The sequence below is a fragment of the Streptomyces sp. NPDC035033 genome (assembly GCF_040636735.1).
In the GTDB taxonomy this organism is placed as follows: domain Bacteria; phylum Actinomycetota; class Actinomycetes; order Streptomycetales; family Streptomycetaceae; genus Streptomyces.
The window spans coordinates 26,679-50,841 of sequence record NZ_JBEZUZ010000022.1; the positions used below are offsets into that span (position 1 = coordinate 26,679).

Consider the following 24,163-nt stretch of genomic DNA (forward strand, 5'->3'; position numbering starts at 1 on the left):
ACCCTTCCGGAGCGACGAAATCCGCACCCCCGAACCCAGGCGCGCCCCCCGCGCCCACCCGCCGCCGAAAGACCCGTTTCCAGGGGACCGACGCCCCCGGTACCCTCCCGCCACGCACCGGGAAGAGGGACAACATGAACACCAGCACGGTCAACGGCGGCATCTCGTTCTGGTTCGCGCAGCAGGGACTGCCGGACCCCCGCGAACCGCTCCCCGGCGACCGCACCGCCGACGTCTGCATCGTCGGCGGCGGCTACACCGGCCTGTGGACCGCCTACTACCTGAAGAAGGCCGTCCCCTTCCTCGACATCGTCGTCCTGGAGGCCCGCTTCTGCGGCTACGGCGCCTCCGGCCGCAACGGCGGCTGGCTCTACAACGGCATCGCCGGCCGCGACCGCTACGCGAAACTCCACGGCCACGACGCCGCCGTCCGCCTCCAGCAGGCCATGAACGCCACCGTCACCGAGGTCCTCGACGTCCTCGACACCGAGAAGATCGACGCCGACCAGCACCGCGGCGGCGTCCTCGAAGTCGCCCTCACCCCCGCCCAGCTCACCCGCCTCAAGGAGTTCCACGCCGTCGAGCACGCCTTCGGCGAGACCGACCGCGAGATCTACGGCGCCCGCGAGACCGCCGACCGCATCCGCGTCGCCGGCGCCGTCGGCTCCTCCTGGACCCCCCACGGCGCCCGCCTCCACCCCGTCAAGCTCGTCACCGGCCTCCGCACCGCCGTCGAAGCCCTCGGCGTCACCATCCACGAATCCACCCCGGTCACCGAGATCGAGCCCAAGCACGCCGTCACCCCCTACGGCACCGTCCGCGCCCCCTACGTCCTGCGCTGCACCGAGGGCTTCACCGCCTCCCTCGCCGGCCAGCGCCGCACCTGGCTCCCCATGAACTCCTCCATGATCGCCACGGAGCCGCTCACCGACGCCCAGTGGGACTCCCTCGGCTGGAACGGCCTCGAAACCCTCGGCGACATGGCCCACGCCTACATGTACGCCCAGCGCACCGCCGACGGCCGCATCGCCCTCGGCGGCCGCGGCGTCCCCTACCGCTACGGCTCGAAGACCGACAACGACGGCCGCACCCAGCCCCAGACCGTCCAGGCCCTCCACGACCTCCTGATCCGCTTCTTCCCCCAGCTCGCGGGAATCCGCGTCGACCACGCCTGGTCCGGCGTCCTCGGCGTCCCCCGCGACTGGTGCGCCACCGCCACCCTCGACCGCACCACCGGCATCGGCTGGGCCGGCGGCTACGTCGGCTCCGGCGTCGCCACCGCCAACCTCGCCGCCCGCACACTCCGCGACCTCATCCAGCAGGACTCCGGCCAGTCCGGCCCCACCGACCTCACCACCCTCCCCTGGGTGAACCACAAGGTCCGCAAGTGGGAGCCGGAACCCTTCCGCTGGCTCGGCGTCCAGACCATGTACGCCGCCTTCCGCGGCGCCGACCGCCGCGAGACCACCGCCCACACCCCCACCACCGACCCCATCGCCACCTGGGCCAACCGCATCGCGGGCCGCTGACGACGACGGCGCCCCGACCACCCGGCCGGGGCGCCGCCCCCTCACTCCACCTCGATCCCGAAGTCCCCCACCAGCTCCTCCAGACCGCCCCGGTACCCCTTGCCGCCCAGCACGAAGTCCCAGTCACCGCCCGCCCGCCTCCGGAACGACCCGAGAACGAGCGCCGTCTCCCCCGCCCGCCCCTCGGACACCTCAAGACGGTCGAGCTCGACGCCCGAGTCGTCCCGCAACCGGATCCCCGCCTCCGTGAACCCGCCCAGATCCGCGTCGGGATTCACCTCCGGATCCACCGCCGCCACCAGGACCAGCCGGTCCGCCCGCGCGGGCAGCGCGTCGAAACCGACCCGCACCGCCGCCCGGTCCCCCGGCACCGCCGGCACCATCGCCACCGAACCGTCCGGCGTGGCGGGGTTGTTGAAGAAGACGAACCACTCGTCCCCGAGCACCCGGTTCCCCGCGCAGACCAGCGCGCACACGTCCAGCGCGGCCGCCCCCGACCACACCATCCCCAGCAGGTTGAAGTCCTCCGCCGCCTCGGCGGGCGCGGACACCGGCGCGGGCGCGGGCGCCCCCCGAGAAGCGGACCCACCGCCCAACCGGCCCCGCAGACCGTGCTGGTGCAGCAGATCGACGAGCTCGGTCCCCGAGATCAACGTCAACGGCTTGCCATTGGCGAAGGTGTACGAACCCGGCCCGAACTTCGACGTCGTGACCAGGACCCCCTTGTTGGCCCCCGCCCCCTGCACGGTCCCGAACAGATCCCGCACCGCGGACGGCGGCACGGTGTTCCGGTACCGCTTCACCTGCACGACGATCGCCCCGCCACTGATCGGATCGGGATCCAGCGCCTCGACGTCGACACCCCCGTCGTTCGACCGGCGCGTGGTCACCGCCTGCAACCCCCGCGCCCGGAACAGCTCCGCCACCAGCCCCTCGAAGGCGATCGGATCCATCGCGAGCAGATCCGGCTCCTCACCGTCCCCCTGCACCACCACGTCGGAACCCACCTGACCGGGCTCCCGCAGCGGCACCACCGCCACCCGCTCCTCCGGCTTCGCCGACAGACGACCCCCCAGCGCCCCCGTCAGGCACTCCACGGCCCCCACCATCTCCAGGTTCAGCCGCTCGAAAGCCCGCCGCTCCACCACCGCGGACGCCACGCACACCCGCGCCTCCAGACCCGTCGCCGGATCCACCCCGCCCACGTACCCGTTCAGAGCGACAGCCTCCAGCGCCCCGAACCGGTCCGCGACGAACAGCTCCCGCACCGCGAGCAGCACGCTCTGCGCGAGCACCTCCCGGTACAGCGCCCGCCGCTGCGTCACCGGCCGCGGCACCTCCTTCTCCTGGTCGGTGCTCGGCAGGTACTTGACCCCCTTCGCCTCCGGCACCACCTCGTACCCCGGCAGCCCCCAGTCCAGCACCAGGACCCGGCCCGCCCGGTCGTACGCCGCCGACACCTCGCGCGGAAAGCCCTCGGGCCACGCCGTCGAAGCGAAGAGGACCGCCGAGAAGAACTCCACCGCCGTGTCCGCGTCCCCCGACCGCAGCGCCGCCGCGGTCCCCTCGACCCCGGCGTTGTGCGCCCGCACCTCCGCGAGCCGCCCCGCCGCCCACGCGTCGTACTCGCGCCGGTAGGCCGCCAGCGTCTCCACCCGCCTCGCCTCCGCCGCCTGCGCCGCGTACCAGTCGCGCTCGAACCGCTCCCGCGCCCCGAACCCCCGGTAGCTCCCCTGGTCCGGCATCGCCACCGGCTGCCCCAGCGCCCCCGGCGCGAACGGCTCGACCTCCTCCGCCCACCGCAGCGACTCCACCCCGAAGCCGGGCGTCCGGCACCCCGCCGCGAGCAGCCCCCGCAGCGCCTCGACCCGCTCGTCCAGCTCCCGCGTCCGCCGCAGCGCGTCCTCCTCCCGGTGCTGCCGGTACGCCGCCCTCTGCTCCCGCTGCACCCGCGCCAGACCCTGCTCGTACGCCCGCTGCTGCCGCTCCGCCTCGCGCTGCTGCCGCAGCACCGCCTGGTGCCGCCCCTCCCGCTCCCGCTGCGCCACCCGCTGCTGCTCGGCCCAGATCCCGATCAGCCCACCGGAACGCCGACCCATCGACCACACCCCTCCCCGGAGAAACCCCACACCACCTGTACGCCCCCGTAACGCACAAGTGTCCCGGACCAGAGTGGTCCGGGACACGAGTTCGGTGGAGCCCCCTGTCGGATTCGAACCGACGACCTGCCGCTTACAAGGCGGCCGCTCTGGGCCGGACTGAGCTAAGGAGGCACACGCGCGTTCCCACGCGTGAGTGGCCTCCACTCTACACAGCGCCACCGACGCCTCCGAAGAACTTCCGAACCCCCGTAACCACCCGCCCACCCGTTCGTTGATCGGACGGGAGTGCAGTTCCGACTATCGGACAGCACAAGGGGGAGGAACGATGGCGCAGCCGTCCGAGGAGGCGCCCCGGCGGGTGGTCGGCGCCGAGGCGAAGCAGGTGAAGCGGGACGTCCTGGGCATCGCCGACCGGCGCAAGCACCAGGGTCGTGTCGCGATCCCCGTGCAGCGGCGCGCCAAGGAGGCGGGGACGCAGCAGCGCGTGTACCGCTACCGCTTCTATCCCATCTCCGACCAGGCCGAGCAGTTGTCGCGGACCTTCGGCGCCTGCCGGTGGGTCTACAACGAGGGGCTGGCCCTGCGGTCCGGCGCCTGGGAGCGGCATCGGGTGTCGGTCGGGTTCGCGGAGACGTGCCGGGCGCTGACCGGGTGGAAGCGGGAGGAGGGGAAGGAGTGGTTGCGGGAGGTGTCGTCGACGGTGTTGCAGCAGGCGTTGCGCCATCTGGACGGGGCGTTCTCCCAGTTCTTCCGGCAGTCGGCGAAGTATCCGCAGCGGAAGCGGAAGGGTCGTTGCCGGGACAGCGCGGTGTACGTCCGGACCGGTTTCCGGTGGGTGGAGGATCCGGAGCGGCCGGGCACGGGGCTGGTGACGCTGGCGAAGCAGTCGGTCCCTCTGGACGTCCGCTGGTCGCGGCCGTTGCCGGCGGGACAGGTGCCGGTGCGGTTGACCGTGACGCGTGACCGGGCGGGGCGTTTCTTCCTGTCGGTGCTGGTGGAGGAGCGGATCGATCCGCTGCCGCCGGTGTTCGTGCCGGGGACGTCGGCGCCGAAGGCGGTGGGACTGGACCTGGGCTTGGCGTCGCTGGTCACGCTGGACGACGGGTCGACGCTGGCGCATCCGCGTCTGCTGAGGAAGTACGGCGATGAGCTGGCCCGGCGGCAGCGGGAGCTGCACCGGAAGGAGAGGGGTTCGGCGAACCGGGGGAAGGCGCGGGAGCGCATCGCGCGGTTGTACGCCCGGATCGGCGATGTGCGCAGGGATCTGCTGGATCAGTTCACCACCCGCCTCGTGCGCGAGAACCAAGTGCTCGTGGTGGAGGACCTGCCCGTCTCGAATCTGATGCGTCCGGCGCGCGGGAAGGGGCGGCGCCGTAAGGCGAAGCTGAACCAGTCGATCCTGGACGCGGCGTGGGGCGAGCTGTTGCGGCAGTTGCGGTACAAGTGCGCGTGGTACGGGCGGACGCTGGTGGTCGTGGACCGGTTCTTCCCGTCGACGCGGCGGTGCTCGGCCTGCCACACGAAGGGTCCGAGGCTCGACGTGTCGGTCCGGGAGTGGGTCTGCGCGGAGTGCGGGGCCGTGCACGAGCGGGACCACAACGCGGCGGTGAATCTCCGGGACGAGGGGATGCGGCTGTACGGGCAGGTGGTGGCCTCGCTGCCGCCCGGCAGGCCGGCGCCGTCGCTGATCCGGGCGTCGGAGCTGCCGGAAGCGGCCCTGGCCCCGTAGGACGAAGGAAAGCGGTACGGACCGACGGGCCGTCGGTCCGGAATGCCTGTGGAGCCCGCGTAAGACCGGCTCGGCGTGGCCCTCAGGGCCGTGTCGGTTCGGCGATGGGCGCTGAAGCAGGAAGTGCCGCGTGTGCGGCAGGGCCAAAAGTGGATCGCTCTGGCTCGTCACCGGCACAGGGTCAAAAATCCGTCGCTCTGCCCCTCGGCCGAGCCCCTCGAAAATCTCATCGACTCCGACTGCTGACAGACCGGACATCGCCGGGGTAGCGTCGACCGGAGTTCACTCTGGTGGACTAGACCCATCCTTCCTTCCACTCGGATCGTCCGGCACGTTCCTGCCGGTGAAGGGACGCATCACCATGGCTTCTGTCACTTTCGACAAGGCGACCCGGATCTACCCCGGCGCCAAGACCCCCTCCGTCGACCAGCTCGACATCGAGATCGGCGACGGCGAGTTCCTCGTCCTCGTCGGGCCCTCGGGCTGCGGCAAGTCGACCTCGCTGCGCATGCTGGCGGGTCTGGAGGACGTCAACGCGGGCGCCATCCGCATCGGTGACCGTGACGTCACCCACCTGCCGCCGAAGGACCGGGACATCGCCATGGTGTTCCAGAACTACGCGCTCTACCCGCACATGACCGTCGCCGACAACATGGGCTTCGCGCTCAAGATCGCCGGCGTCAACAAGAGCGAGATCCGCGCGAAGGTCGAAGAGGCCGCGAAGATCCTCGACCTCACCCAGTACCTGGACCGCAAGCCGAAGGCGCTCTCCGGCGGCCAGCGCCAGCGCGTCGCCATGGGCCGCGCGATCGTGCGCGAGCCGCAGGTCTTCCTCATGGACGAGCCGCTGTCGAACCTCGACGCCAAGCTCCGCGTCTCGACCCGTACGCAGATCGCCGGCCTGCAGCGCCGTCTCGGGATCACGACGGTGTACGTGACCCACGACCAGACCGAGGCCCTCACCATGGGCGACCGCGTCGCCGTGCTGAAGGACGGTCTGCTCCAGCAGGTCGACTCGCCGCGCAACATGTACGACAAGCCCGCCAACCTCTTCGTCGCCGGCTTCATCGGCTCCCCGGCCATGAACCTGATCGAGGTTCCGATCACGGACGGCGGCGTGAAGTTCGGCAACAGCATCGTCCCGGTCTCCCGTGACGCGCTGGCGGCCGCCGCGGCCAACGGCGACACCACGGTCGTCGTCGGTGTCCGCCCGGAGCACTTCGACGTCTCGGGTCCGACGAGCAAGGACGGCGTGGCCGTGACGGTCAACGTGGTCGAGGAGCTCGGTTCCGACGGCTTCGTGTACGGCTCGACCCGGGTCGGCGGCGAGGACAAGGACATCGTGATCCGCGTCGGCGGCCGTGAGATCCCGGCGAAGGGCTCCACGCTGCACGTCGTTCCGCGCGCCGGTGAGCTGCACGTCTTCTCCAAGTCGACGGAGCAGCGCATCAGCGAGTGACCCTCGCCCGAGGGCATCGCCCGAAGCAGTGGCGAACGGCCCCGTGTCCCTTGCGGACGCGGGGTCGTTCGTTTAAACGGGCTTACCCCGGAAAACCCCGGCATTCGGGGCTCTCCCCGGGCCCGGCGTCAACACGGGATTCGAAAAGCCGCGTCGAACCATCGCTCGCGAGAGTGACTAAATGTCGCCATATCACTACCGGCCGCTACGCTCGCCAGCGTGACGCACACTGCCCGCCGTATCGGCCGCTCCCTCGCCCTCGTCCTGCCCGTCGTCCTGGTCCTGTCGGGAACGCTCGCGGTGTCCGCCGTGCCGTGGGCCGGCCAGGACTCCGACGGCCAGATGCTGACCGCCTCCTCCGCGGACGTCTCCACGCGCGCGAAGTCCCGCGCCCCGCAGGACGTGCTGCGCGACCGGCTGCTCTCCGAGCTCCAGCAGAAGGACCCGGGTGTCGCCCTGACCCACCTGCAGCGCGAGGTGGAGAACCGTCCCTCGCTCGCCGAGCACTGCGTGTCGATCGCGCGTGCCCTCGGCCGTGCCGCCGTCGAGCACTACGGTCCGGCCCGGGCGCAGGCGTTCTCCCGCCCGGTCTGCGACACGTCGTACGCGACCGGCGTGATGCGCGCGACGGGCTGAGCGCCGTCACCGCGTCCGCGCCCGCGGGGGGCCTAGGGTTCCCCGTATGCACACCACTCCGACGCAGGCCGTGGTCCTGGCGGGCGGCCAGGGCTCGCGGCTGCGCCCCTACACCGATGACCGTCCCAAGCCGATGGTCGAGATCCCGGGCACCGGGATCCCGATCATCGGCCATCAGCTTTCCTGGCTGGCCGCCGAGGGCGTGACCGACGCCGTCGTCTCCTGCGGGCACCTCGCCGGGGTCCTCCAGGAGTGGCTGGAGGAGACGGAGCTGCCGTTGAAGGTGACCACGGTCGTCGAGTCCGAGCCGCTGGGCCGTGGGGGCGGTCTCAAGTACGCGGCCGCGCACCTGCCCGAGCCGGACCGGCCGTGGTACGCGACCAACGGCGACATCTGGACCCGTTTCTCGTTGCGGGAGATGGCCGCCTTCCACGACGAGCGGGACGCCGTCGCCACGCTCGCCCTGGCCCGGCCCCGCATTCCGTGGGGTGCCGTCGAGACCGACACCTTCGGGCACATCACCGACTTCGTCGAGGCGCCGCCGTCGCCGTTCCTCATCAACGCCGGGGTGTACGTCTTCTCCGCGGCCTTCGCCGAGCTTCTTCCGGACCTCGGTGACCACGAGCGGACCACGTTCCCCCGGCTCGCCCGTGAGCGGCGGCTGGCCGGTTTTCCGCTGCCCCAGGGGGCGTACTGGAGGGCCATCGACACCGCCAAGGACCTGACGGAGGCGGCGAAGGAGCTGGCCGCGCAGGGGCGCTGAGGGCGTCGCGCACGACGGAAGAGGCGGCACCGTCTGGTGGGACGGTGCCGCCTCTTCCGTACGCGTACGGCTCCGGGCTCAGCCCAGCAGGCCGCCGATCGGGTTCTGCGGGGCGTCGCCGCCCGTCGGGGCCTCCTCGGTCGGCGGCTGTTCGCTCGTCGAGCCGGTGGAGCCGGACGAGCCGGTCGTCCCGCCCGTGGTGGTCGGGGCGTCACTGGTGGACGGCGGCGGCGCGGGCTTGCTCTGGGTCGGCGAGGAGCTGCCGCTGGTGGCGCCGCCGCCGGTGGTGGTGCGCGGGGCCGTCGGGCGGGTCTCCTGCGTCGGGGAGGAGCTGCCGCTGCCGGTCTCCGTCGGCCGGGTGGTCGTCTCCTCGGTCTCCTCGGTCTCCTCGCGGGCCTCGGTGCTCGTCGACGCGGACGGCTCCGGGCGCTCGCCGCGCGGCGACTCCGACGGGGTCCGGCGCCGCTCCGGCTCGGTGGGGAGGGGCTGGCCGGGGAGGTGGTTGATCGGGTCGTCGTGGGGGCCGGGGACGGTGACCATCTCGGTGGAGCGGACGGCGCCGCCGAGGACGGAGCCGATCAGGAGGGTGAGGCCGACGACCACGGAGGCGAAGAGGGTCGAGCGGCGCAGGACGCGGCGGCGCAGTTCCCAGAGTTCGGCGCGGGGGCCGAGGGTGCGCCAGGCTTCGCCGGCGAGGCGCCCGTCGAGGGAGTAGACGGGGGCGCCGGCGATGATCAGGGGGGACCAGGCGGCGAGGTAGATGATGTCGGGGGCGTCGTAGACGGGGACGGTGCGCCAGCTGACGGTGAGGATCAGGGCGGCGGACAGGAGGGCGCCGACGACGGCGGCGACCCGCTGCCAGAGGCCGAGGACGGTGAGGACGCCGACGACGACCTGGAGGAAGGCGACGGTCAGTCCGGCGCCGACGGGGTGTTGGAGGGCGAAGTCGCGGAGGGGTTCGGCGAGGGGCCAGGGGTGGAGCTGGGTGAGCCACTTGACCATGGAGCCGCGTTCGCCGCCGTCGAAGTAGACGGGGTCGCAGAGCTTGCCCATGCCGGCGTAGATGGAGATGAAGCCGAGGAAGACGCGGAGCGGCAGGAGCACCACGCCGAGGTTCATCCGCCGGCCGGGGTAGTAGGCGTGGCGGACGGTGTCGGGGCCGTTCCGCTGGGGGTGCGGGCGGGTCTCCTCGTACGCGGGTGGTTCGGGCCGCATCTCGTACACGTCGTCGTAGGCGCCCTCGGCGCGCCGCATGGGCGGCAGGAGGGGGGCGGCGGCCTCGGCGGGGACGACGGGGGTGGGCATGGTGTCGTCGATGCGGGGGATGGTCTGGGTGGTCGGCTCCAGCGTGGAGACCGCGCCGGCGGGGGCCGCCGAGGATTCCCGTACGGCCTGGAGGAGTCCGGTGGCGCCGGGGGTGGCCTTGCCGGTCCACACGACGGGGCGGCGCCGCGGTGCCCCCGCACCGCCGGCCGCTCCGGAGAGGGCGGCCATGCGCGGGTTCGCGGCGAACTTCGGCTGTTGGGCCGGCGCGAGCCGCACACGGAAGCTGGCGTGGTTCACGATCACCTGGGCGGGATCGGAATCCACTTTGACCATGCTCAGGGAGGGCTGATCGTCGAACCCCGGCCGGGGCGTTCTGGTGTCCACACTCATCTAACCGAGTGACGCGGGGTTAGGACACTGCCTTGACGGGCTCGGAATGTCCGAGACCCGTCAAGATCACGGCCGGGGCGGCTGACCCGAACGGGTCGTTCCGTCCGGTCAGGCCATGCGGCGGCGGGCGGCCTCGTAGAGGACGACGCCGGCGGCGACGCCGGCGTTGAGGGATTCGGCGCCGCCGGGCATGGGGATGCGGACGAGGAAGTCGCAGGTCTCGCCGACGAGGCGGGAGAGGCCCTTGCCCTCGGAGCCGACGACGATGACGACGGGGCCGGAGAGCGCCTCCAGCTCGTGGACCTCGTGGTCGCCGTCGGCGGCGAGGCCGACGACGGTGAGGCCGGCCTTCTGGTACTGCTCCAGGCAGCGGGTGAGGTTGGTGGCGCGGGCGACGGGGGTGCGGGCGGCGGTGCCGGCGGAGGTCTTCCAGGCGCCGGCGGTCATGCCGGCGGCGCGGCGCTCGGGGACGACGACGCCGTGGCCGCCGAAGGCGGAGACGGAGCGGACGACGGCGCCGAGGTTGCGCGGGTCGGTGACGCCGTCGAGGGCGACGATGAGGGGGTCCTCGTGGTCGTCGTAGGCGGCGGCCGCGAGGTCCTCGGGGTGGGCGTACTCGTAGGGCGGGACCTGGAGGACGAGGCCCTGGTGGTTGAGGCCGTTGGTCATCCGGTCGAGCTCGGGGCGCGGCGCCTCCATGATGTTGATGTTGCCGCGGCCGGTGGCGAGGTTGAGGGCCTCGCGCACGCGCTCGTCGTTGTCGATGAACTGCTGGACGTAGAGGGTGGTGGCGGGGACGCCGTCGCGCAGGGCCTCGAAGACGGGGTTTCGGCCGACGACCATCTCGGCCTGGCCCTTGCCGCCGCGGCGGGCGACGGGCTTGCGCTTGGCCGCGTTGCGGGCCATCGCGTTGGAGACGCGGTAGGCCTTGTGGCCCTTGCGGTCCTCGGCCTTGGGCGTGGGGCCCTTGCCCTCCAGGCCACGGCGTCGCTTGCCACCGCTGCCGACCGTCGCGCCCTTCTTGTTCGACGTGCGACGTCCCCTGCGCTGGCTGTTCCCGGCCATGGTTGCTACCTGTTCCTCTAACTGCGTGCGTACGAAGTCTGTAAGTGAAGTGTGCCGCCCGGGGCTCCGGGCGGCACGTCATCGGGTGTTCTATCGGTTGGCGATGGTCCAGCGGGGGCCGTCGGGGCTGTCCTCGATGGCGAGGCCGGACCGGGTGAGCTGGTCGCGGATCGCGTCGGCGGTGGCCCAGTCCTTGCGCTCGCGGGCGGCTTCGCGCTGCTGGAGCACGAGCCGGACGAGGGTGTCGACGACGCCGTGGAGTTCTTCGCCGCCGCCGGTCTCGTCGGCCCACTGGGGGTCGAGGGGGTCGAGGCCGAGGACGCCGAGCATGGCGCGGACCTCGGCGAGGCGGGCGATGGCCTCGTCCTTGTCGTCGGCGGCGAGGGCGCTGTTGCCCTGGCGGACGGTGGTGTGGATGATCGCGAGGGCGTGCGGGACGCCCAGGTCGTCGTCCATGGCCTCGGCGAAGGCCGGGGGGACCTCGGTGGCGGGCGGGACGGTCCGGCCGGCCTTCTCGGTGGCGCGCTGGACGAAGCCCTCGATGCGGGCGAAGGCGGCCTCGGCCTCGCGCAGGGACTCCTCGCTGTACTCGATCATCGAGCGGTAGTGCGGGGTGCCCAGGTAGTAGCGGAGGACGATGGGGCGCCAGTTCTTGACCATCTCCGAGACGAGGACGGAGTTGCCGAGCGACTTCGACATCTTCTCGCCGCTCATGGTGACCCAGGCGTTGTGCACCCAGTACCGGGCGAACTCGTCGCCGAAGGCCTTGGCCTGGGCGATCTCGTTCTCGTGGTGGGGGAAGATCAGGTCGAGGCCGCCGCCGTGGATGTCGAAGGCGGAGCCGAGGTACTTGTGGGCCATGGCCGAGCACTCCAGGTGCCAGCCGGGGCGGCCGCGGCCCCAGGGGGTCTCCCAGTCGGGCTCGCCGGGCTTGGTCGCCTTCCACATGGCGAAGTCGCGGGGGTCGCGCTTGCCGGAGACGCCCTCGTCGGGCTGGCGGAGGTCGTCCAGGTCCTGGTTGGAGAGTTCCAGGTAGCCGGGGAAGGAGCGGACGTCGAAGTAGACGCTGCCGTCGGCCTCGTAGGCGTGGCCGCGCTCGATGAGGCCGCGCATCATCTCGATCATCTCGGGGACGTGGCCGGTGGCGCGGGGTTCGTAGGTGGGCGGGAGGCAGCCGAGGGCCTCGTAGCCGGAGTTGAAGGCGCGCTCGTTCTCGTAGCCGATGGACCACCAGGGGCGGTTCTGCTCGGCGCCCTTCTTGATGATCTTGTCGTCGATGTCGGTGACGTTGCGGACGAAGGTGACGTCGTAGCCGCGGTGGGTGAACCAGCGGCGCATGATGTCGAAGTTCAGTCCCGACCGGATGTGGCCGATGTGCGGGGCCGCCTGGACGGTGGCGCCACACAGGTAGATCGAGACGCGGCCCGGCGTGAGCGGGGTGAAGTCACGGATCTGCCGGGCGCTGGTGTCGTACAGGCGAATAGTCACGGTCCCAGGGTAGTGGGCGTGCGGTGGTGCCCCGCGACCGATCGCGGGTCGCGGGGCAGGTTTTTCGCCCGGGTCAGCGCGGTGCGGGGTAGACCAGGGCGGTCGCGAGGGCGGCGAGGCCCTCGGCGCGGCCGGTCAGGCCGAGGCCGTCGGTGGTGGTGCCGGAGACGGAGACGGGGGCGCCGGCGGCTTCGCTCAGGGCCTTCTGGGCTTCGTCGCGGCGCTTGCCGATCTTGGGGCGGACGCCGATGACCTGGACGGCGATGTTGCCGATCTCGTATCCCTCGGCGCGGACGAGGCGGGCGGCCTCGGCGAGGAGGGTGGTGCCGGAGGCGCCGGCGTACTCGGGGCGGGAGGTGCCGAAGTGGGCGCCGAGGTCGCCGATGCCGGCGGCGGAGAAGAGGGCGTCGCAGGCGGCGTGGGCGGCGACGTCGCCGTCGGAGTGCCCGGCGAGGCCGTACTGCTCGTCCTCCCAGAGGAGGCCGGCGCACCAGAGGGGGCGGCCCTCCTCGAAGGCGTGGACGTCCGTGCCGATGCCGGTGCGGGGGAGGGGCGTCGGTTCAGAAGCCATCGTTGGCCCTCCTGCGGGCGAGTACGGCCTCGGCGAGGACGAGGTCGAGGGGGCGGGTGACCTTGAAGGCCTCTTCGTGGCCGGGGACGACGACGACGGGGGCGCCGAGCTTCTCGACCATGCCGGCGTCGTCGGTGGCGCCCTCGCCGGCGAGGGCGACGGTGGCGTGGGCGTCGACGAGGGTGGCGCGGTCGAAGCCCTGGGGGGTCTGGACGGCGCGGAGGCGGGCGCGGACGGGGGTGGCGACGACCTGTTCGGGGTCGCCGGGCGCGCCGGCCGGTTCGACTTCCTTGACGGTGTCGGCGACGGGGAGGGCGGGGACGACGGCGACGGCGCCGTCCCGGACGGCCTCGATGACGGCGTCGACGGTGTCGACGGGGACGAGGGGGCGGGCGGCGTCGTGGACGAGGACGGTGGTGACGTCCTCGGGGATCACGTCGAGGCCGAGGCGGACGGACTCCTGGCGGGTGGCGCCGCCGGCGACGACCCGGTAGTCGGTGCGTTCGGGGAGGGCGTGGGCGTCGAGGAGGTGTTTGACCTCGGCGACTCCGTCGGCGGGGGCGACCACGACGACGAGCGAGACCGCGCGGGAGGCGGCCATCGCGCGGACGGCGTGGACGAGCATGGGGGTGCCGTTCAGCGCGCGCAGCGCTTTGGGGGCGCCCGGGCCGAGGCGTACGCCCCGGCCGGCCGCCGGGATCACGACGGCGGTACGAGGAGGACGCGCTTGGTCAGACATCGGTTGCACTCCGGCAGGTTTGTTTCCGCGGGCGACGTGGGTATGGCGTCTGCAGGCTTGATGCGACGCCTCGACCGGACCCTTTCCGTGACGACGGTCGGGGCGTCGTCATGAGAGCCGCGGGTGTGCCGTGCGGCTCGTGGGGAGGGAAGGAAAAGGGAGACGAACATGCCGCAGTGCCCGGCGACGGGACTGTGGAATCGTGGGATTCACAGCGTGTCGGCGGGCACCGCGGCATTGCTGCTGGGCATGGCGTGGGCCAGGCGTCAGGACGCGAGCACCTCGTCGAGGAGGGCCTCGGCCTTGTCCTCGTTCGTGTTCTCGGCGAGCGCCAGCTCGCTCACCAGGATCTGCCGAGCCTTGGCGAGCATGCGCTTCTCACCTGCGGAGAGACCGCGCTCGCGCTCGCGGCGCCAGAGGTCGCGGACCACTTCGGCGACCTTGATGACATCGCCGGAGGCGAGCTTCTCGAGGTTCGCCTTGTAGCGGCGGGACCAGTTCGTCGGCTCCTCGGCGTACGGCGCGCGCAGCACCTCGAAGACCCGGTCCAGCCCGTCCTGCCCGACAACGTCGCGCACGCCTACGAACTCCGCGTTGTCCGCCGGCACGCGAACCGTCAGGTCGCCCTGCGCGACCTTGAGCACCAAGTAGGTCTTGTCCACGCCTTTGATCTGGCGAGTTTCGATGGCCTCGATCAGCGCGGCCCCGTGATGGGGATAGACCACGGTGTCGCCAACCTTGAACGTCATGTGACAGGTACCCCTTCCGTGGCTATCCAGGGTAACACGGAAACGGCTTCTTCTGAATGGCGTTTCCGCAGGTCAGGGCATATCTCGGGGCTTGACAAGTGCGTCGCCCGCGTGCTGCGGAGGGCTTCCGGAAGGCGGTATTCGCAGGTCGGGGCGGATGTGTCGACAGAGAGAAACGCGCACGTTACACACATCCGGGACCCGCCGGAGCAGCCGGTATGTCCTGGTTCGTCCGGTCCGGAGTGGCCCTCTTCACGTACTCCGTTCGAGGATCGTCCACCCGTACGGAGGGATCGGGCCGAGAATCCGGAATTGATCAGCGAGCGCCCCGTTCGTGCTTTTCCGTAAGGGAAGGCATGCGGAATGCGACGCGACCGCCGGAATTGATCACGTCGGTTATGTGAACGCCGGGCCAATGGGATGTGATCCGGCCACCGGGCGGACCGGGGACGGGCGCCCCCGGCGGGCCGCGCGCGCGGCGGCGGGCGCCAAGGGGCGGGTCGGGTGCGGGACGGAGAGGGCGGCTCGGTAACCTAAGCCCGCTGACGCACCTTTAGCTGGTCCTTAGTCCCTCCGCCCGTTCCGTACGTCCAAGGAGTTGCCGCCGCCGTGAGCCGCAGCCTTCGACGCGGCGCCCTCGCCGCCACCGCCATCGTGTTCTCGATCGCCGCGCTGTCCGCCTGTGGCGCGGGCAACGACGCCCAGACGCTCGGCATCCGGCCGGACAACGCCGCCGTCACGGTGGACGACGTCAAGATCCAGAACGCGCTCGTCATCACCCAGCCGACCCCCGGCGCCAAGGGCCCGGCCGTCGTCTCGGCCACCGTCTTCAACAACGGCCGCGCCCCGCAGACGCTGGAGTCGATCAGCCTGCCCGGCAGCGGCGCGACGGTCGTCCTCAAGGCCGCGAAGGGCGCCGGCCCGATCGTCGTCCCCGCCGGCGGCTCCGTCGTCATCGGCGGCGAGGGCAACGCCACCGCCACCATCGAGAACGGCCACGAGGCCGCGAAGAACGGCGACGCCCAGAAGGTCGTCTTCAAGCTCAGCAAGACCGGCGACGTCTCCCTGGAGGCGTTCGTCGTCCCGTCGACGCACTACTTCAAGGACTTCGGCCCGTCCGAGGTCCCGCTCCCGCCCGGCGCCACCCCCTCCGCCGAGGCCACGGCCGAGACCGGCGGGCACGGCGGCGAGAGCGGCGGCGAGCACGGCGCCGAAGAGGGCGGCCACGGCGAGGCCGGCCCGACCGCCGGCCACTGAGCCCGCACCCGTACGCGCGCCGAGAGGGGCGGCCCCTGCCCGGGGCCGCCCCTCTCGGCGTACTCAGCACTTCCTACGGCTCGCGGCCCACGGCCTACGGCCTACGGCTCGAACTTGTAGCCCAGGCCGCGGACCGTCACCAGGTAGCGCGGGGCCCCCGGGTCGGGCTCGAACCCCTGCCCCGCGTGCGCCCCTCGCACCGCTCGGCCCCCGGGGCCTCCCGGGCTTCGGGACGCCGCGCCGGACTCCGCCCGGCCTCAGGGGGCGAGCGGGGATCCTACGGCTCGAACTTGTAGCCCAGGCCGCGGACCGTCACCAGGTAGCGCGGGGCCCCCGGGTCGGGCTCGATCTTGGCGCGGAGGCGCTTGACGTGGACGTCGAGGGTCTTGGTGTCGCCGACGTAGTCCGCGCCCCAGACGCGGTCGATGAGCTGCATGCGGGTGAGGACGCGGCCCGCGTTGCGCAGCAGCATCTCCAGGAGGTCGAACTCCTTCAGGGGGAGGTCGATCTTGCCGCCGCCGACCGTCACCACGTGCCGGTCGACGTCCATGCGGACCGGGCCGGCCTCCAGGGCCGCCGGGGTGACCTCCTCCGGCTCGCCGCGCCGGCGGAGCACCGCGCGGATGCGGGCGACCAGCTCGCGCGAGGAGAAGGGCTTCGTCACGTAGTCGTCGGCTCCTATTTCGAGCCCGACGACCTTGTCGATCTCGCTGTCCTTCGCGGTCACCATGATGACCGGGACGTTGGAGCGGCCCCGCAGCTGCCGGCAGACCTCCGTGCCGGGCAGGCCGGGCAGCATCAGGTCGAGGAGGACGAGGTCCGCTCCGTTGCGCTCGAACTCGTCGAGGCCGTCGGGGCCGGTCGCCGCCACGGCGACCTCGAAGCCCTCCTTGCGGAGCATGTACGACAGGGCGTCGCTGAAGGATTCCTCATCCTCGACGACAAGGACTCGGGTCACGGAAGGACCTCCGGTGCAGGGAGCGGTTCGGTCATGAGATCGGGGGTGAGGGAGGAGGCGGCGTTCCGGCGGTCCCGTGCGGCGCCCGCCTCGGGCAGCCGCAGGGTGAAGGTGGAGCCCTGACCCTCGGTGCTCCAGACCGTGACCTCTCCGCCGTGCGAGGCGGCCACGTGCTTGACGATCGCGAGCCCGAGGCCCGTACCGCCGGTGGCACGCGAGCGTGCCGGGTCGACGCGGTAGAAGCGCTCGAAGATCCGCTCGCGGTCCTTCTCCGGGATGCCGATGCCCTGGTCGGTCACGGCTATCTCGATGAGGTCACCGCCGGGGGCCGCGACGCGGCGGGCGGCGATGCCCACGCGGGTCCGGGCCGGCGAGTAGTTGACGGCGTTCTCGACGAGGTTGCCGAGGGCGGCGGCGAGCTGCCCGCGGCTGCCCCAGACGTACAGGTCGGCGGCGCCGCCCGAGGCCATGGTGATCTGCTTGGTGGAGGCCGGGTGCCGGGAGCGGTCGATCGCCTCGGCGACCAGCTCGTCCACGGACACCGGCTCGGAGTCCTCCAGCGGGTCGTCGTTCTGCACCCGCGAGAGGTCGATGAGCTCCTGGACCAGGTTGGTCAGCCGGGTCGCCTCGATCTGCATCCGGCCCGCGAAGCGCATCACGGCCTCGGGGTCGTCCGAGGCGTCCATGACGGCCTCGGAGAGCAGCGAGAGCGCCCCGACCGGGGTCTTCAGCTCGTGGCTCACGTTCGCGACGAAGTCGCGCCGCACCGCTTCGATGCGGCGGGCCTCCGTCAGGTCCTCGACCAGGAGCAGCACCAGCCGCGAGCCCAGCGGGGCCACGCGCGCGGAGACCGCCAGGGCCTCGCCGCGCCCGCCGCCGCGCCGGGGAAGGTCCAGCTCGACCTGGCGTATCTCCCCGTCCCTGCGGGTGTCGCGGGCCATGTTGAGCATCGGCTCCACGGCCAGCTTCCCGCCGCGGACGAGCCCGAGGGCGTACGCCGCGGAGCTGGCCTTCACGACCGAGTCGCTCTCGTCGAGGACGACGGCGGAGGAGCGCAGCACGGAGAGGACGGTGTCGACGCCGGGCGGCAGCACGGCGTCGGTGTGCAGGGAGGTGCGGGTCGGTCGCGCCTGGTCGCGTTCGCTCCAGCGGAACGCCAGCATGGCGATCACGCCGGTGCACACCCCGGCGATCGCTGCCAATGCGGCGACCGCCGCGTTCACGTCCATGCCATCCAGGTTATGCGGGGTCGAGGACACTCTCCCAGCCGTCCGAGTGGCTGCTCGAACACTCGTCGCTCAGAGTTCACCCTGGGGACGGAGGCGGTTCATTTGCCCCGGGAGGGGCGGAGGCCCGCGTCGCCCAGAGTTCACCTGGAGGCCAGAACCGGTTCACACGAGGGGATGGAGCCGGACGCACAGGGGGCCGACCGTGGGAGCGTGGGGACACAGAGCGACCCCCGATGAAGAGCACCGCCTTGAGAGAGGGACATCCATGCGGGACGCGTACCACGAGGAACTCGATTCGATCGGCGAGGGCCTGGTCGAGATGGCCCGGCTGGTCGGATCGGCGATCGGGCGCGCCACCACGGCGATGCTCGACGCCGACCTGAAGCTGGCGGAGAGCGTGATCGCCGCGGACCAGAAGGTCGACGACCTCCAGCACGACCTGGAGGCGCGGGCGATAGCGCTGCTCGCGCGCCAGCAGCCGGTGGCGACGGACCTGCGGATCGTGGTCACCTCGCTGCGGATGAGCGCCGACCTGGAGCGCTCGGGCGACCTGGCGCAGCACGTGGCCAAGCTGACCCGGCTGCGTTTCCCGGACCGTGCGGTCCCCAACGACCTGCACGCGACCATCCTCCAGATGGGCCAGCTCGCCCAGCGCCTGATGGCCAAGGCCGCCGAGGTCATCATCACCAAGGACGTCGACCTGGCGATGCAGCTGGAGCAGGACGACGACGAGATGGACCTGCTGCACCGGGCGCTCTTCCAGCACCTGATGGACGACCGGTGGAAGCACGGCATCGAGACGGCCGTGGACGTGACGCTGCTCGGCCGGTACTACGAGCGGTTCGCCGACCACGCGGTGTCGGTGGCGAAGCGGGTCGTCTACCTGGTGACGGGCGAGCACGCGGACGAGCTCCAGCCGGCGGACACCCCGGTCGAGGGCGCGTAGGGGCACCGGCGCCGGCGCGGGGAGGGGCGTACAGGCGCACGGGGCTTCCGTGCGCCGTTGATGCGCCGGTGCGGGCGGGCATGGAATGGGGGACGAGGGACGATCCGCGTCCCGCGAGGGAGGGACCCCCATGGCCGATTCCCCCATCACGACCGACCCTTCGGCACAGGCCCCGCGCGAGCGGACGCACCTGCCCGTCCTGGGTGCCTGCGGCTGCGGCTCGGGCTGCGGCTGCGGCTGCCAGTCGGGCGCGCCGTGCCAGTGCGGCGGCTGCTCGGGCTGACGCCCGGAGGAGCGACGCGCCAAGGGGAGGGGGCCCGGCCGGGCCCCCTCCCCCGTCCCCTTCTACAGGCGGAGGGCACCGGCTCTCACAGACCGAGGACGCCGACGACCTGGCCGCCGCTCTCCTCGCCGGTGGTGCGGAAACCGAGCCGACGGTAGAAGTCGCCGGGGCCGTCCTCGCCGGGTTCCCAGGTCACGTACATCTCCGTGGCCCCGCGCCGGCGGAGCTCCTCGGCGACGGCGCCGACGGCGAAGCGGCCGTAGCCGGAGCCCTGGGCGTCGGCGGAGACGTTCAGCCGCCACAGGCCGCTGCGCCGGTCGGCGGGGTCCTCCTCGTTCCAGGGGATGTCGAGAAAGGCCATGACGAAGCCGACGAGCCGGTCGCCGTCGAAGACCAGCCGTGGCCAGGCGGTCTCCCCGTACGCGTACGCCTCGGCCAGCGACCGCGCGACGGGCGCGACGTTCTTTTCCTGATGGGGGTGGACGCGCAGGGCGAGGGCGGCGTCGACGGTGGCGGGGGTGACCCGCTCCAGGCGCGGCGATGGTGTCATGCCCCGGACGGTACGGCGCCCGGCCGCTCCGGCCCACCCCCACCTCGGATTACCTTCGGTCACCCCCTGGGCATCGTCGCCTCCGCCCGCGAGAATGACGGCCATGCCCTCCGCGCGAGCGACCCTCCTGGCAGCGGCGGCGACCGGAACGGCCGCGCTGCTGCTCACGGGCTGCTCGCCCGCGCCCGCGGGGCTCGCGGGGGTGTCGGTGGCGGAGGACGGCACGCCGCTCGGCGTCCTCCTGATGTGCCACGACCACGTGGACGGGGCGATGCTCTATCCCGAGGACGTGCCGGAGGAGTCCCGGGAGATCACCGGCGACTGGCGTCATGACGGCCCGGTCACCGGCTTCACCTCCTGGCCCCTGATGCAGACCTCGGGCGCGCCCGAGGCGGAGCGCTGGACCCCGGAGACCTCCGCGTCCCGGCTGGAGAAGGGCCGCAGCTACCGCCTCGCCGGCTGGACCGACGACGGCTCCTGGTCGGCCACCCCGGTCAGCTTCACGCCGGAGGACCTGAGCCGTCTGAGGCCCGGTCAGGTCCGCTACACCCTCGACGGCGAGGTCCGCACGGCCTCCCTGGACGAGTTCCGCGACCGCGCCTGCGACGAGGCGGTGGGCGTGCCCCAGGAGCACTGACGGGCACGTCCGGCGGCCCCGGCCCGGAGGGGCTTTCCGGTGCGGGCGAAGTGCCCCGGCCCGGGCCGGAGGACACCGGAACGCGACCGCCCCTGAGGACCGGGACGCGTCGAGCCGAGTACGGGTACTCATGCCGGAGCCGCGGCCCGCCGGAAGCATGGGGGCACCACACCTCCGGGGAGAACCGATGAACGCTCGCGCCCTGTTCCGCCTGACCTTCGCCAACGCCGCTTCCGCCGTCTATCTGGGGCTCGTCGGCGCGTCCGTCGTGTTCGAGGTGGCCGCCGCGGTGTTCGCGGATCCCGGGATCGTCGGCATCTGGCCGTTCCTGCTCACCGCCCCCGCCTCTCTCCTGGTCGCAGGGGGCATCGAGGCGGCCTGGGGCATGGACGCGCCTCTCTGGACCATGGTCGGCGGGGTCGCCCTCAGCGCCGTGGTCCAGTCGCTCGCCCTGGGAGCCCTCGTGGAGGCACTGAGCGGCCGCCGCCGCCCGCTCCCCGCCCGAGCAACAGCTGAACCGCCCCGCCCCCGCCCCTCCCGGCGGCACGAAGAAGCCCCCTCCCGGCGGGGAAACCGCGGGAAGGGGGCTCTTTCGTGGGTGAAGGCTACTTCTTGCCCTGGTTCTTGACGGCCTCGATGGCGGCCGCGGCGGCCTCCGGGTCGAGGTAGGTGCCGCCGGGGTTGAGGGGCTTGAAGTTCTCGTCGAGCTCGTAGGCGAGGGGGATGCCGGTGGGGATGTTGAGGCCCGCGATGTCGGCGTCGGAGATGCCGTCGAGGTGCTTCACCAGGGCGCGGAGGCTGTTGCCGTGGGCGGCGACGAGGACCGTGCGGCCGGCGAGGAGGTCCGGGACGATGCCGTCGTACCAGTAGGGGAGCATCCGCTGGACGACGTCCTTGAGGCACTCGGTGCGCGGGCGCAGCTCCGGCGGGATCGTCGCGTAGCGGGCGTCGCGGGACTGGGAGTACTCGCTGTCGTCGGAGAGGGCCGGCGGCGGGGTGTCGTACGAGCGGCGCCACAGCATGAACTGCTCCTCGCCGAACTCGGCGAGGGTCTGCGCCTTGTCCTTGCCCTGGAGGGCGCCGTAGTGGCGCTCGTTCAGGCGCCAGGAGCGGTGGACCGGGATCCAGTGGCGGTCGGCGGCCTCCAGGGCGAGCTGCGCGGTGCGGATGGCGCGCTTCTGGAGGGAGGTGTGCAGGACGTCGGGGAGCAGACCGGCGTCCTTGAGCAGCTCGCCGCCGCGCGTCGCCTCCTTCTCGCCCTTCGGGGTGAGGTTCACGTCCACCCAGCCGGTGAACAGATTCTTCTCGTTCCACTCGCTCTCGCCGTGGCGGAGGAGGATCAGCTTGTACGGTGCGTCGGCCATGCGTACGAGCCTAATGGACCGCTGACGATTGACGCGCGCCGTCAATTCACTGGCGTCCGCCAGCCGAGATGCGTAAGTTTCGAGAGCCATTCGAGGGACTTACAAGGGGGATGCTCAGTGTCCATCGGCTCGCTCAGGCGATCGGCGCGCGCCACCGTCTCCGGCTTCCCGGGGGGCTTCTGGTGGCTGTGGCTGGCGACCCTGGTCAACCGCACCGGGGCCTTCGTCCTGACCTTCCTCTCCCTCTACCTGACGAGCGAGCTGGGGCACTCGGCGTGGTTCGCGGGGCTCGTCGTCGCGCTCCACGGTCTCGGCGGCGTCGCCGGCTCCCCGCTCGGCGGCGTCCTCACCGACCGCTGGGGCCGCCGCCCCACGATGATCACCATGCACCTGTCGGCCGCCGCCTGCGCCGGCGCGCTCGCCGTCGTCACCAGCGCCTGGGGCGTCGCCCTGGTCGTGCTGCTGATGGGCGTCGCCATGCAGGCCGTCCGGCCGGCCATCAACGCGGCGATCGCCGACATGGTCCCCGCCGACGACGTGCGCCGCGCCTACTCCCTCAACTACTGGGCCCTCAACCTGGGCTTCGCCGTCGCCTCGATCGCGGGCGGCGCCGCCGCCTTCCTCGGTTACCGCACCCTCTTCGTCGTCGACGCCGTCGCCACCACGCTCTGCGCCGTCATCGTCTTCCTGCGGCTGCCCGAGACCCGGCCGGAGCAGACCGCGCCGGCGGCCGGGCAGGCGGAGCCGGAGGCGAAGGTGTCCATGCTCGACGTGCTGCGCGACGCGCCCTTCCGGACCCTCGTCCTGCTCAACCTGCTGGTGTGCCTGGTCTTCACCGCTCCTTGGATCGGTCTGCCGCTGACCATGGCCGGGCAGGGCCTGCCCCCGTCCTCGTACGGCGTCGTGATCGCCGTCAACGGCATCGTGATCGTCGGCTTCCAGCTGCTGGTCAACAAGGTGACCGAGCGGCGTTCGCCGGTCGTCCTGCTGACGGTCTCCTCGCTGCTCTTCGCCGTCGGCACCGGCGCCACCGCGCTCGCCGGCTCGCCCGTCGCCTTCGCCGCGACCGTCGTCGTGTGGACGATCGGCGAGATGGTCCACGTCCCGACGAACGCCGCCGCCACCGCCCGCCTCGCCCCCGAGCACGCCCGGGGCCGCTACCAGGGCGTGATGGGCATGTCCTGGGCCGTCGCCGGTTTCGTCGCCCCGGTCCTGGCGGGCGCGATCGTCGACGGGCCCGGGCCGGACGTCCTGTGGGCCGGCACCTTCGCGATCGGCGTCCTCGCGGCCGTCGGGTACAGCCTCCGCCTCCGCGCCGCCCTCACCGAGCCGGAGGAGGAGATGGTGAAGGGGGAGACGGTGGAGAAGGAGGCGGCCGGGGAGGCCGTGAAGGGGGCGGTGGAGCCGGCGGAGGTCCTGGTGGCCGGCGCCGGCGAGGAGAAGGCGGGCGGACGGGGCGTCTCCCTCAGCGCCTGACCGACAGGGCCAGTCCCCCCGCCCCCTCCCTGCGCACTTCGGCGACGCCCGATCCGCCGAAGTGCGCCGGCACGACCAGCTCCCTTTCATCGGCCGCCCGTTCCAGGATCCGCCGGCGGCTCCGCTCCGCCTGGCGCGGGTCCAGGCAGAAGCAGCTGTTGTGCGCCGGGTCGAGGATCTGTACGGGGCTGTGCAGCAGGTCCCCCACGAAGACCGCCCGGTCTCCCCCGGACGCCAGCCGCAGCACCGCGGAGCCGGGCGTGTGGCCGGGCGCCGACTCCAGGGTCAGGTGCTCGTCGATGCGGTGGACGCCGTCCCACAGCACCATTTGGCCCGCGCGGTGGACGGGCGCCACGCTGTCCTCGTAGAGGAGCCGGTCGTCCTCGCTCCGCCCGCCGCCGTAGGCGTTGTCCGGGCCGTAGTACGCGTCGTCGGCGGCCGGCAGCAGGTACTGGGCGCGCGGGAACGCCGGCACCCAGGCGTCCTCCGCCCCGGCCCCTCCCCTGCCCCCCGCGCCGGTCCCTGCCCCGGCCCCCGCGCCGCCCTCCGCCGCCCGCGTGTTCCAGCCGACGTGGTCGGCGTGCAGGTGCGTGTTGACGACGACGTCCACGTCCTCGGGGCGGACCCCGGCCCGCTCCAGGCGTCCGAGGAAGTCCCCCTGCCAGTGGTGGTACTCGGGCGCCCCCGGCCGCTCGCGCCCGTCGCCGATGCCCGTGTCGACCAGGACCGTGCGGCCCGCGCTGCGCAGCACCCAGGTCTGGAGCGCCATCACCGTCCGGTCCGTCGCCGGCTCCCAGTGGTCCGGCGCGAGCCACTCCTCGTTCTCCCGCCACACCTCCGCCGGGGCGGTGGGCAGGAGCTCGCGGGCGGGCCGGAACGCCCCCTGCCACTCGACGATCCGGAGGACCTCGACGTCTCCCAGGACCATGCGCTGTACGTTCTCGTGCGTCGTCATGGCATCGACCCTAGGAAGGGCC

23 protein-coding genes and 1 tRNA gene are annotated in these 24,163 nt (G+C 72.4%); 11 read left to right on the plus strand and 13 right to left on the minus strand.

Annotation, left to right across the window (positions count from 1 at the left end; all coding sequences use genetic code 11):
• Positions 1-134 precede the first annotated feature (134 nt).
• The gene (locus AB0E83_RS12045) at positions 135-1,529 is read left to right on the plus strand and encodes an FAD-binding oxidoreductase (RefSeq protein WP_362109287.1); all 1,395 of its coding nucleotides are present in this window, start codon (positions 135-137) and stop codon (positions 1,527-1,529) included.
• Positions 1,530-1,570: 41 nt separating this feature from the next.
• Here the strand turns inward: AB0E83_RS12045 and AB0E83_RS12050 are convergent, their stop codons facing one another.
• Positions 1,571-3,628, minus strand: coding sequence for a restriction endonuclease (locus AB0E83_RS12050; protein WP_362109289.1), 2,058 nt, complete (start codon positions 3,626-3,628; stop codon positions 1,571-1,573).
• A 95-nt stretch (positions 3,629-3,723) separates the two neighbouring features.
• Positions 3,724-3,802: transfer RNA gene (locus AB0E83_RS12055), tRNA-Thr, on the minus strand.
• Between the two features lie 154 nt (positions 3,803-3,956).
• Between AB0E83_RS12055 and AB0E83_RS12060 the strand changes: the two genes are divergently transcribed.
• The 4 genes from AB0E83_RS12060 (at position 3,957) to AB0E83_RS12075 (ending at position 8,218) form a co-directional block, all read left to right on the plus strand.
• Entirely contained in the window at positions 3,957-5,360 is a 1,404-nt protein-coding gene (locus tag AB0E83_RS12060) for a transposase (RefSeq protein WP_362109291.1), read from the plus strand.
• A gap of 361 nt (positions 5,361-5,721) precedes the next feature.
• On the plus strand, positions 5,722-6,819 hold the full coding sequence (gene ugpC / locus AB0E83_RS12065; RefSeq protein WP_362109293.1) for a sn-glycerol-3-phosphate ABC transporter ATP-binding protein UgpC: 1,098 nt from the start codon (positions 5,722-5,724) through the stop codon (positions 6,817-6,819).
• A 219-nt stretch (positions 6,820-7,038) separates the two neighbouring features.
• On the plus strand, positions 7,039-7,455 hold the full coding sequence (locus AB0E83_RS12070) for a hypothetical protein (RefSeq protein WP_362109295.1): 417 nt from the start codon (positions 7,039-7,041) through the stop codon (positions 7,453-7,455).
• A gap of 46 nt (positions 7,456-7,501) precedes the next feature.
• Entirely contained in the window at positions 7,502-8,218 is a 717-nt protein-coding gene (locus AB0E83_RS12075; protein ID WP_362109297.1) for a nucleotidyltransferase family protein, read from the plus strand.
• 78 nt (positions 8,219-8,296) lie between these two features.
• Here the strand turns inward: AB0E83_RS12075 and AB0E83_RS12080 are convergent, their stop codons facing one another.
• The 6 genes from AB0E83_RS12080 to AB0E83_RS12105 form a co-directional block, all read right to left on the minus strand.
• On the minus strand, positions 8,297-9,874 hold the full coding sequence (locus AB0E83_RS12080) for a DoxX family membrane protein (protein ID WP_362109299.1): 1,578 nt from the start codon (positions 9,872-9,874) through the stop codon (positions 8,297-8,299).
• Positions 9,875-9,982: 108 nt separating this feature from the next.
• Positions 9,983-10,939, minus strand: coding sequence for a 23S rRNA (guanosine(2251)-2'-O)-methyltransferase RlmB (gene rlmB / locus AB0E83_RS12085; RefSeq protein WP_362109301.1), 957 nt, complete (start codon positions 10,937-10,939; stop codon positions 9,983-9,985).
• Between the two features lie 90 nt (positions 10,940-11,029).
• Positions 11,030-12,427, minus strand: coding sequence for a cysteine--tRNA ligase (gene cysS, locus AB0E83_RS12090; RefSeq protein ID WP_362109303.1), 1,398 nt, complete (start codon positions 12,425-12,427; stop codon positions 11,030-11,032).
• Positions 12,428-12,500: 73 nt separating this feature from the next.
• Positions 12,501-12,998, minus strand: a complete 498-nt coding sequence (gene ispF / locus AB0E83_RS12095; protein WP_362109305.1) for a 2-C-methyl-D-erythritol 2,4-cyclodiphosphate synthase — start codon at positions 12,996-12,998, stop codon at positions 12,501-12,503.
• A complete protein-coding gene (gene ispD / locus AB0E83_RS12100) occupies positions 12,988-13,737 on the minus strand; it encodes a 2-C-methyl-D-erythritol 4-phosphate cytidylyltransferase (RefSeq protein WP_362109307.1) in 750 nt (249 codons plus the stop codon). Before ispD ends, ispF begins: the two co-directional genes overlap by 11 nt.
• Before the next feature lie 266 nt (positions 13,738-14,003).
• Complete coding sequence (locus tag AB0E83_RS12105; protein ID WP_003953493.1) at positions 14,004-14,486, minus strand: CarD family transcriptional regulator; 483 nt, start codon at positions 14,484-14,486, stop codon at positions 14,004-14,006.
• A gap of 609 nt (positions 14,487-15,095) precedes the next feature.
• Here AB0E83_RS12105 and AB0E83_RS12110 point away from each other — a divergent pair.
• Complete coding sequence (locus tag AB0E83_RS12110) at positions 15,096-15,743, plus strand: DUF461 domain-containing protein (protein WP_362109309.1); 648 nt, start codon at positions 15,096-15,098, stop codon at positions 15,741-15,743.
• A gap of 277 nt (positions 15,744-16,020) precedes the next feature.
• Here the strand turns inward: AB0E83_RS12110 and AB0E83_RS12115 are convergent, their stop codons facing one another.
• Positions 16,021-16,701, minus strand: a complete 681-nt coding sequence (locus AB0E83_RS12115; protein WP_043226173.1) for a response regulator transcription factor — start codon at positions 16,699-16,701, stop codon at positions 16,021-16,023.
• A complete protein-coding gene (locus tag AB0E83_RS12120; RefSeq protein ID WP_362109311.1) occupies positions 16,698-17,930 on the minus strand; it encodes an ATP-binding protein in 1,233 nt (410 codons plus the stop codon). The genes AB0E83_RS12115 and AB0E83_RS12120 overlap by 4 nt, the downstream gene beginning before the upstream one ends.
• A 265-nt stretch (positions 17,931-18,195) precedes the next feature.
• Between AB0E83_RS12120 and phoU the strand changes: the two genes are divergently transcribed.
• Together phoU and AB0E83_RS12130 are read left to right on the plus strand one after the other, a co-directional pair.
• Positions 18,196-18,876: a phosphate signaling complex protein PhoU gene (phoU, locus tag AB0E83_RS12125; protein ID WP_030495562.1), complete on the plus strand. Its 681-nt coding sequence runs from the start codon at positions 18,196-18,198 to the stop codon at positions 18,874-18,876.
• 130 nt (positions 18,877-19,006) lie between these two features.
• A complete protein-coding gene (locus AB0E83_RS12130; RefSeq protein ID WP_362109314.1) occupies positions 19,007-19,159 on the plus strand; it encodes a hypothetical protein in 153 nt (50 codons plus the stop codon).
• A gap of 85 nt (positions 19,160-19,244) precedes the next feature.
• Here AB0E83_RS12130 and AB0E83_RS12135 read toward each other — a convergent pair whose 3' ends face one another.
• Positions 19,245-19,709, minus strand: coding sequence for a GNAT family N-acetyltransferase (locus AB0E83_RS12135; protein ID WP_362109316.1), 465 nt, complete (start codon positions 19,707-19,709; stop codon positions 19,245-19,247).
• Between the two features lie 103 nt (positions 19,710-19,812).
• Between AB0E83_RS12135 and AB0E83_RS12140 the strand changes: the two genes are divergently transcribed.
• Positions 19,813-20,346, plus strand: a complete 534-nt coding sequence (locus AB0E83_RS12140) for a hypothetical protein (RefSeq protein WP_362109318.1) — start codon at positions 19,813-19,815, stop codon at positions 20,344-20,346.
• 187 nt (positions 20,347-20,533) lie between these two features.
• On the plus strand, positions 20,534-20,974 hold the full coding sequence (locus tag AB0E83_RS12145) for a hypothetical protein (protein WP_362109320.1): 441 nt from the start codon (positions 20,534-20,536) through the stop codon (positions 20,972-20,974).
• On the opposite strand, the gene AB0E83_RS12150 is transcribed toward AB0E83_RS12145, so the two are convergent.
• Entirely contained in the window at positions 20,952-21,710 is a 759-nt protein-coding gene (locus AB0E83_RS12150; RefSeq protein ID WP_362109322.1) for a phosphoglyceromutase, read from the minus strand. The two genes, AB0E83_RS12145 and AB0E83_RS12150, sit on opposite strands and share 23 nt — an antisense overlap.
• A 117-nt stretch (positions 21,711-21,827) precedes the next feature.
• Here AB0E83_RS12150 and AB0E83_RS12155 point away from each other — a divergent pair, with 117 nt between their 5' ends.
• Positions 21,828-23,186 (plus strand): MFS transporter, encoded by a 1,359-nt coding sequence (locus AB0E83_RS12155; protein WP_362109324.1) that lies wholly within the window; start codon positions 21,828-21,830, stop codon positions 23,184-23,186.
• Here AB0E83_RS12155 and AB0E83_RS12160 read toward each other — a convergent pair.
• A complete protein-coding gene (locus tag AB0E83_RS12160; RefSeq protein WP_362109326.1) occupies positions 23,176-24,141 on the minus strand; it encodes an MBL fold metallo-hydrolase in 966 nt (321 codons plus the stop codon). The two genes, AB0E83_RS12155 and AB0E83_RS12160, sit on opposite strands and share 11 nt — an antisense overlap.
• Positions 24,142-24,163 lie beyond the last annotated feature (22 nt).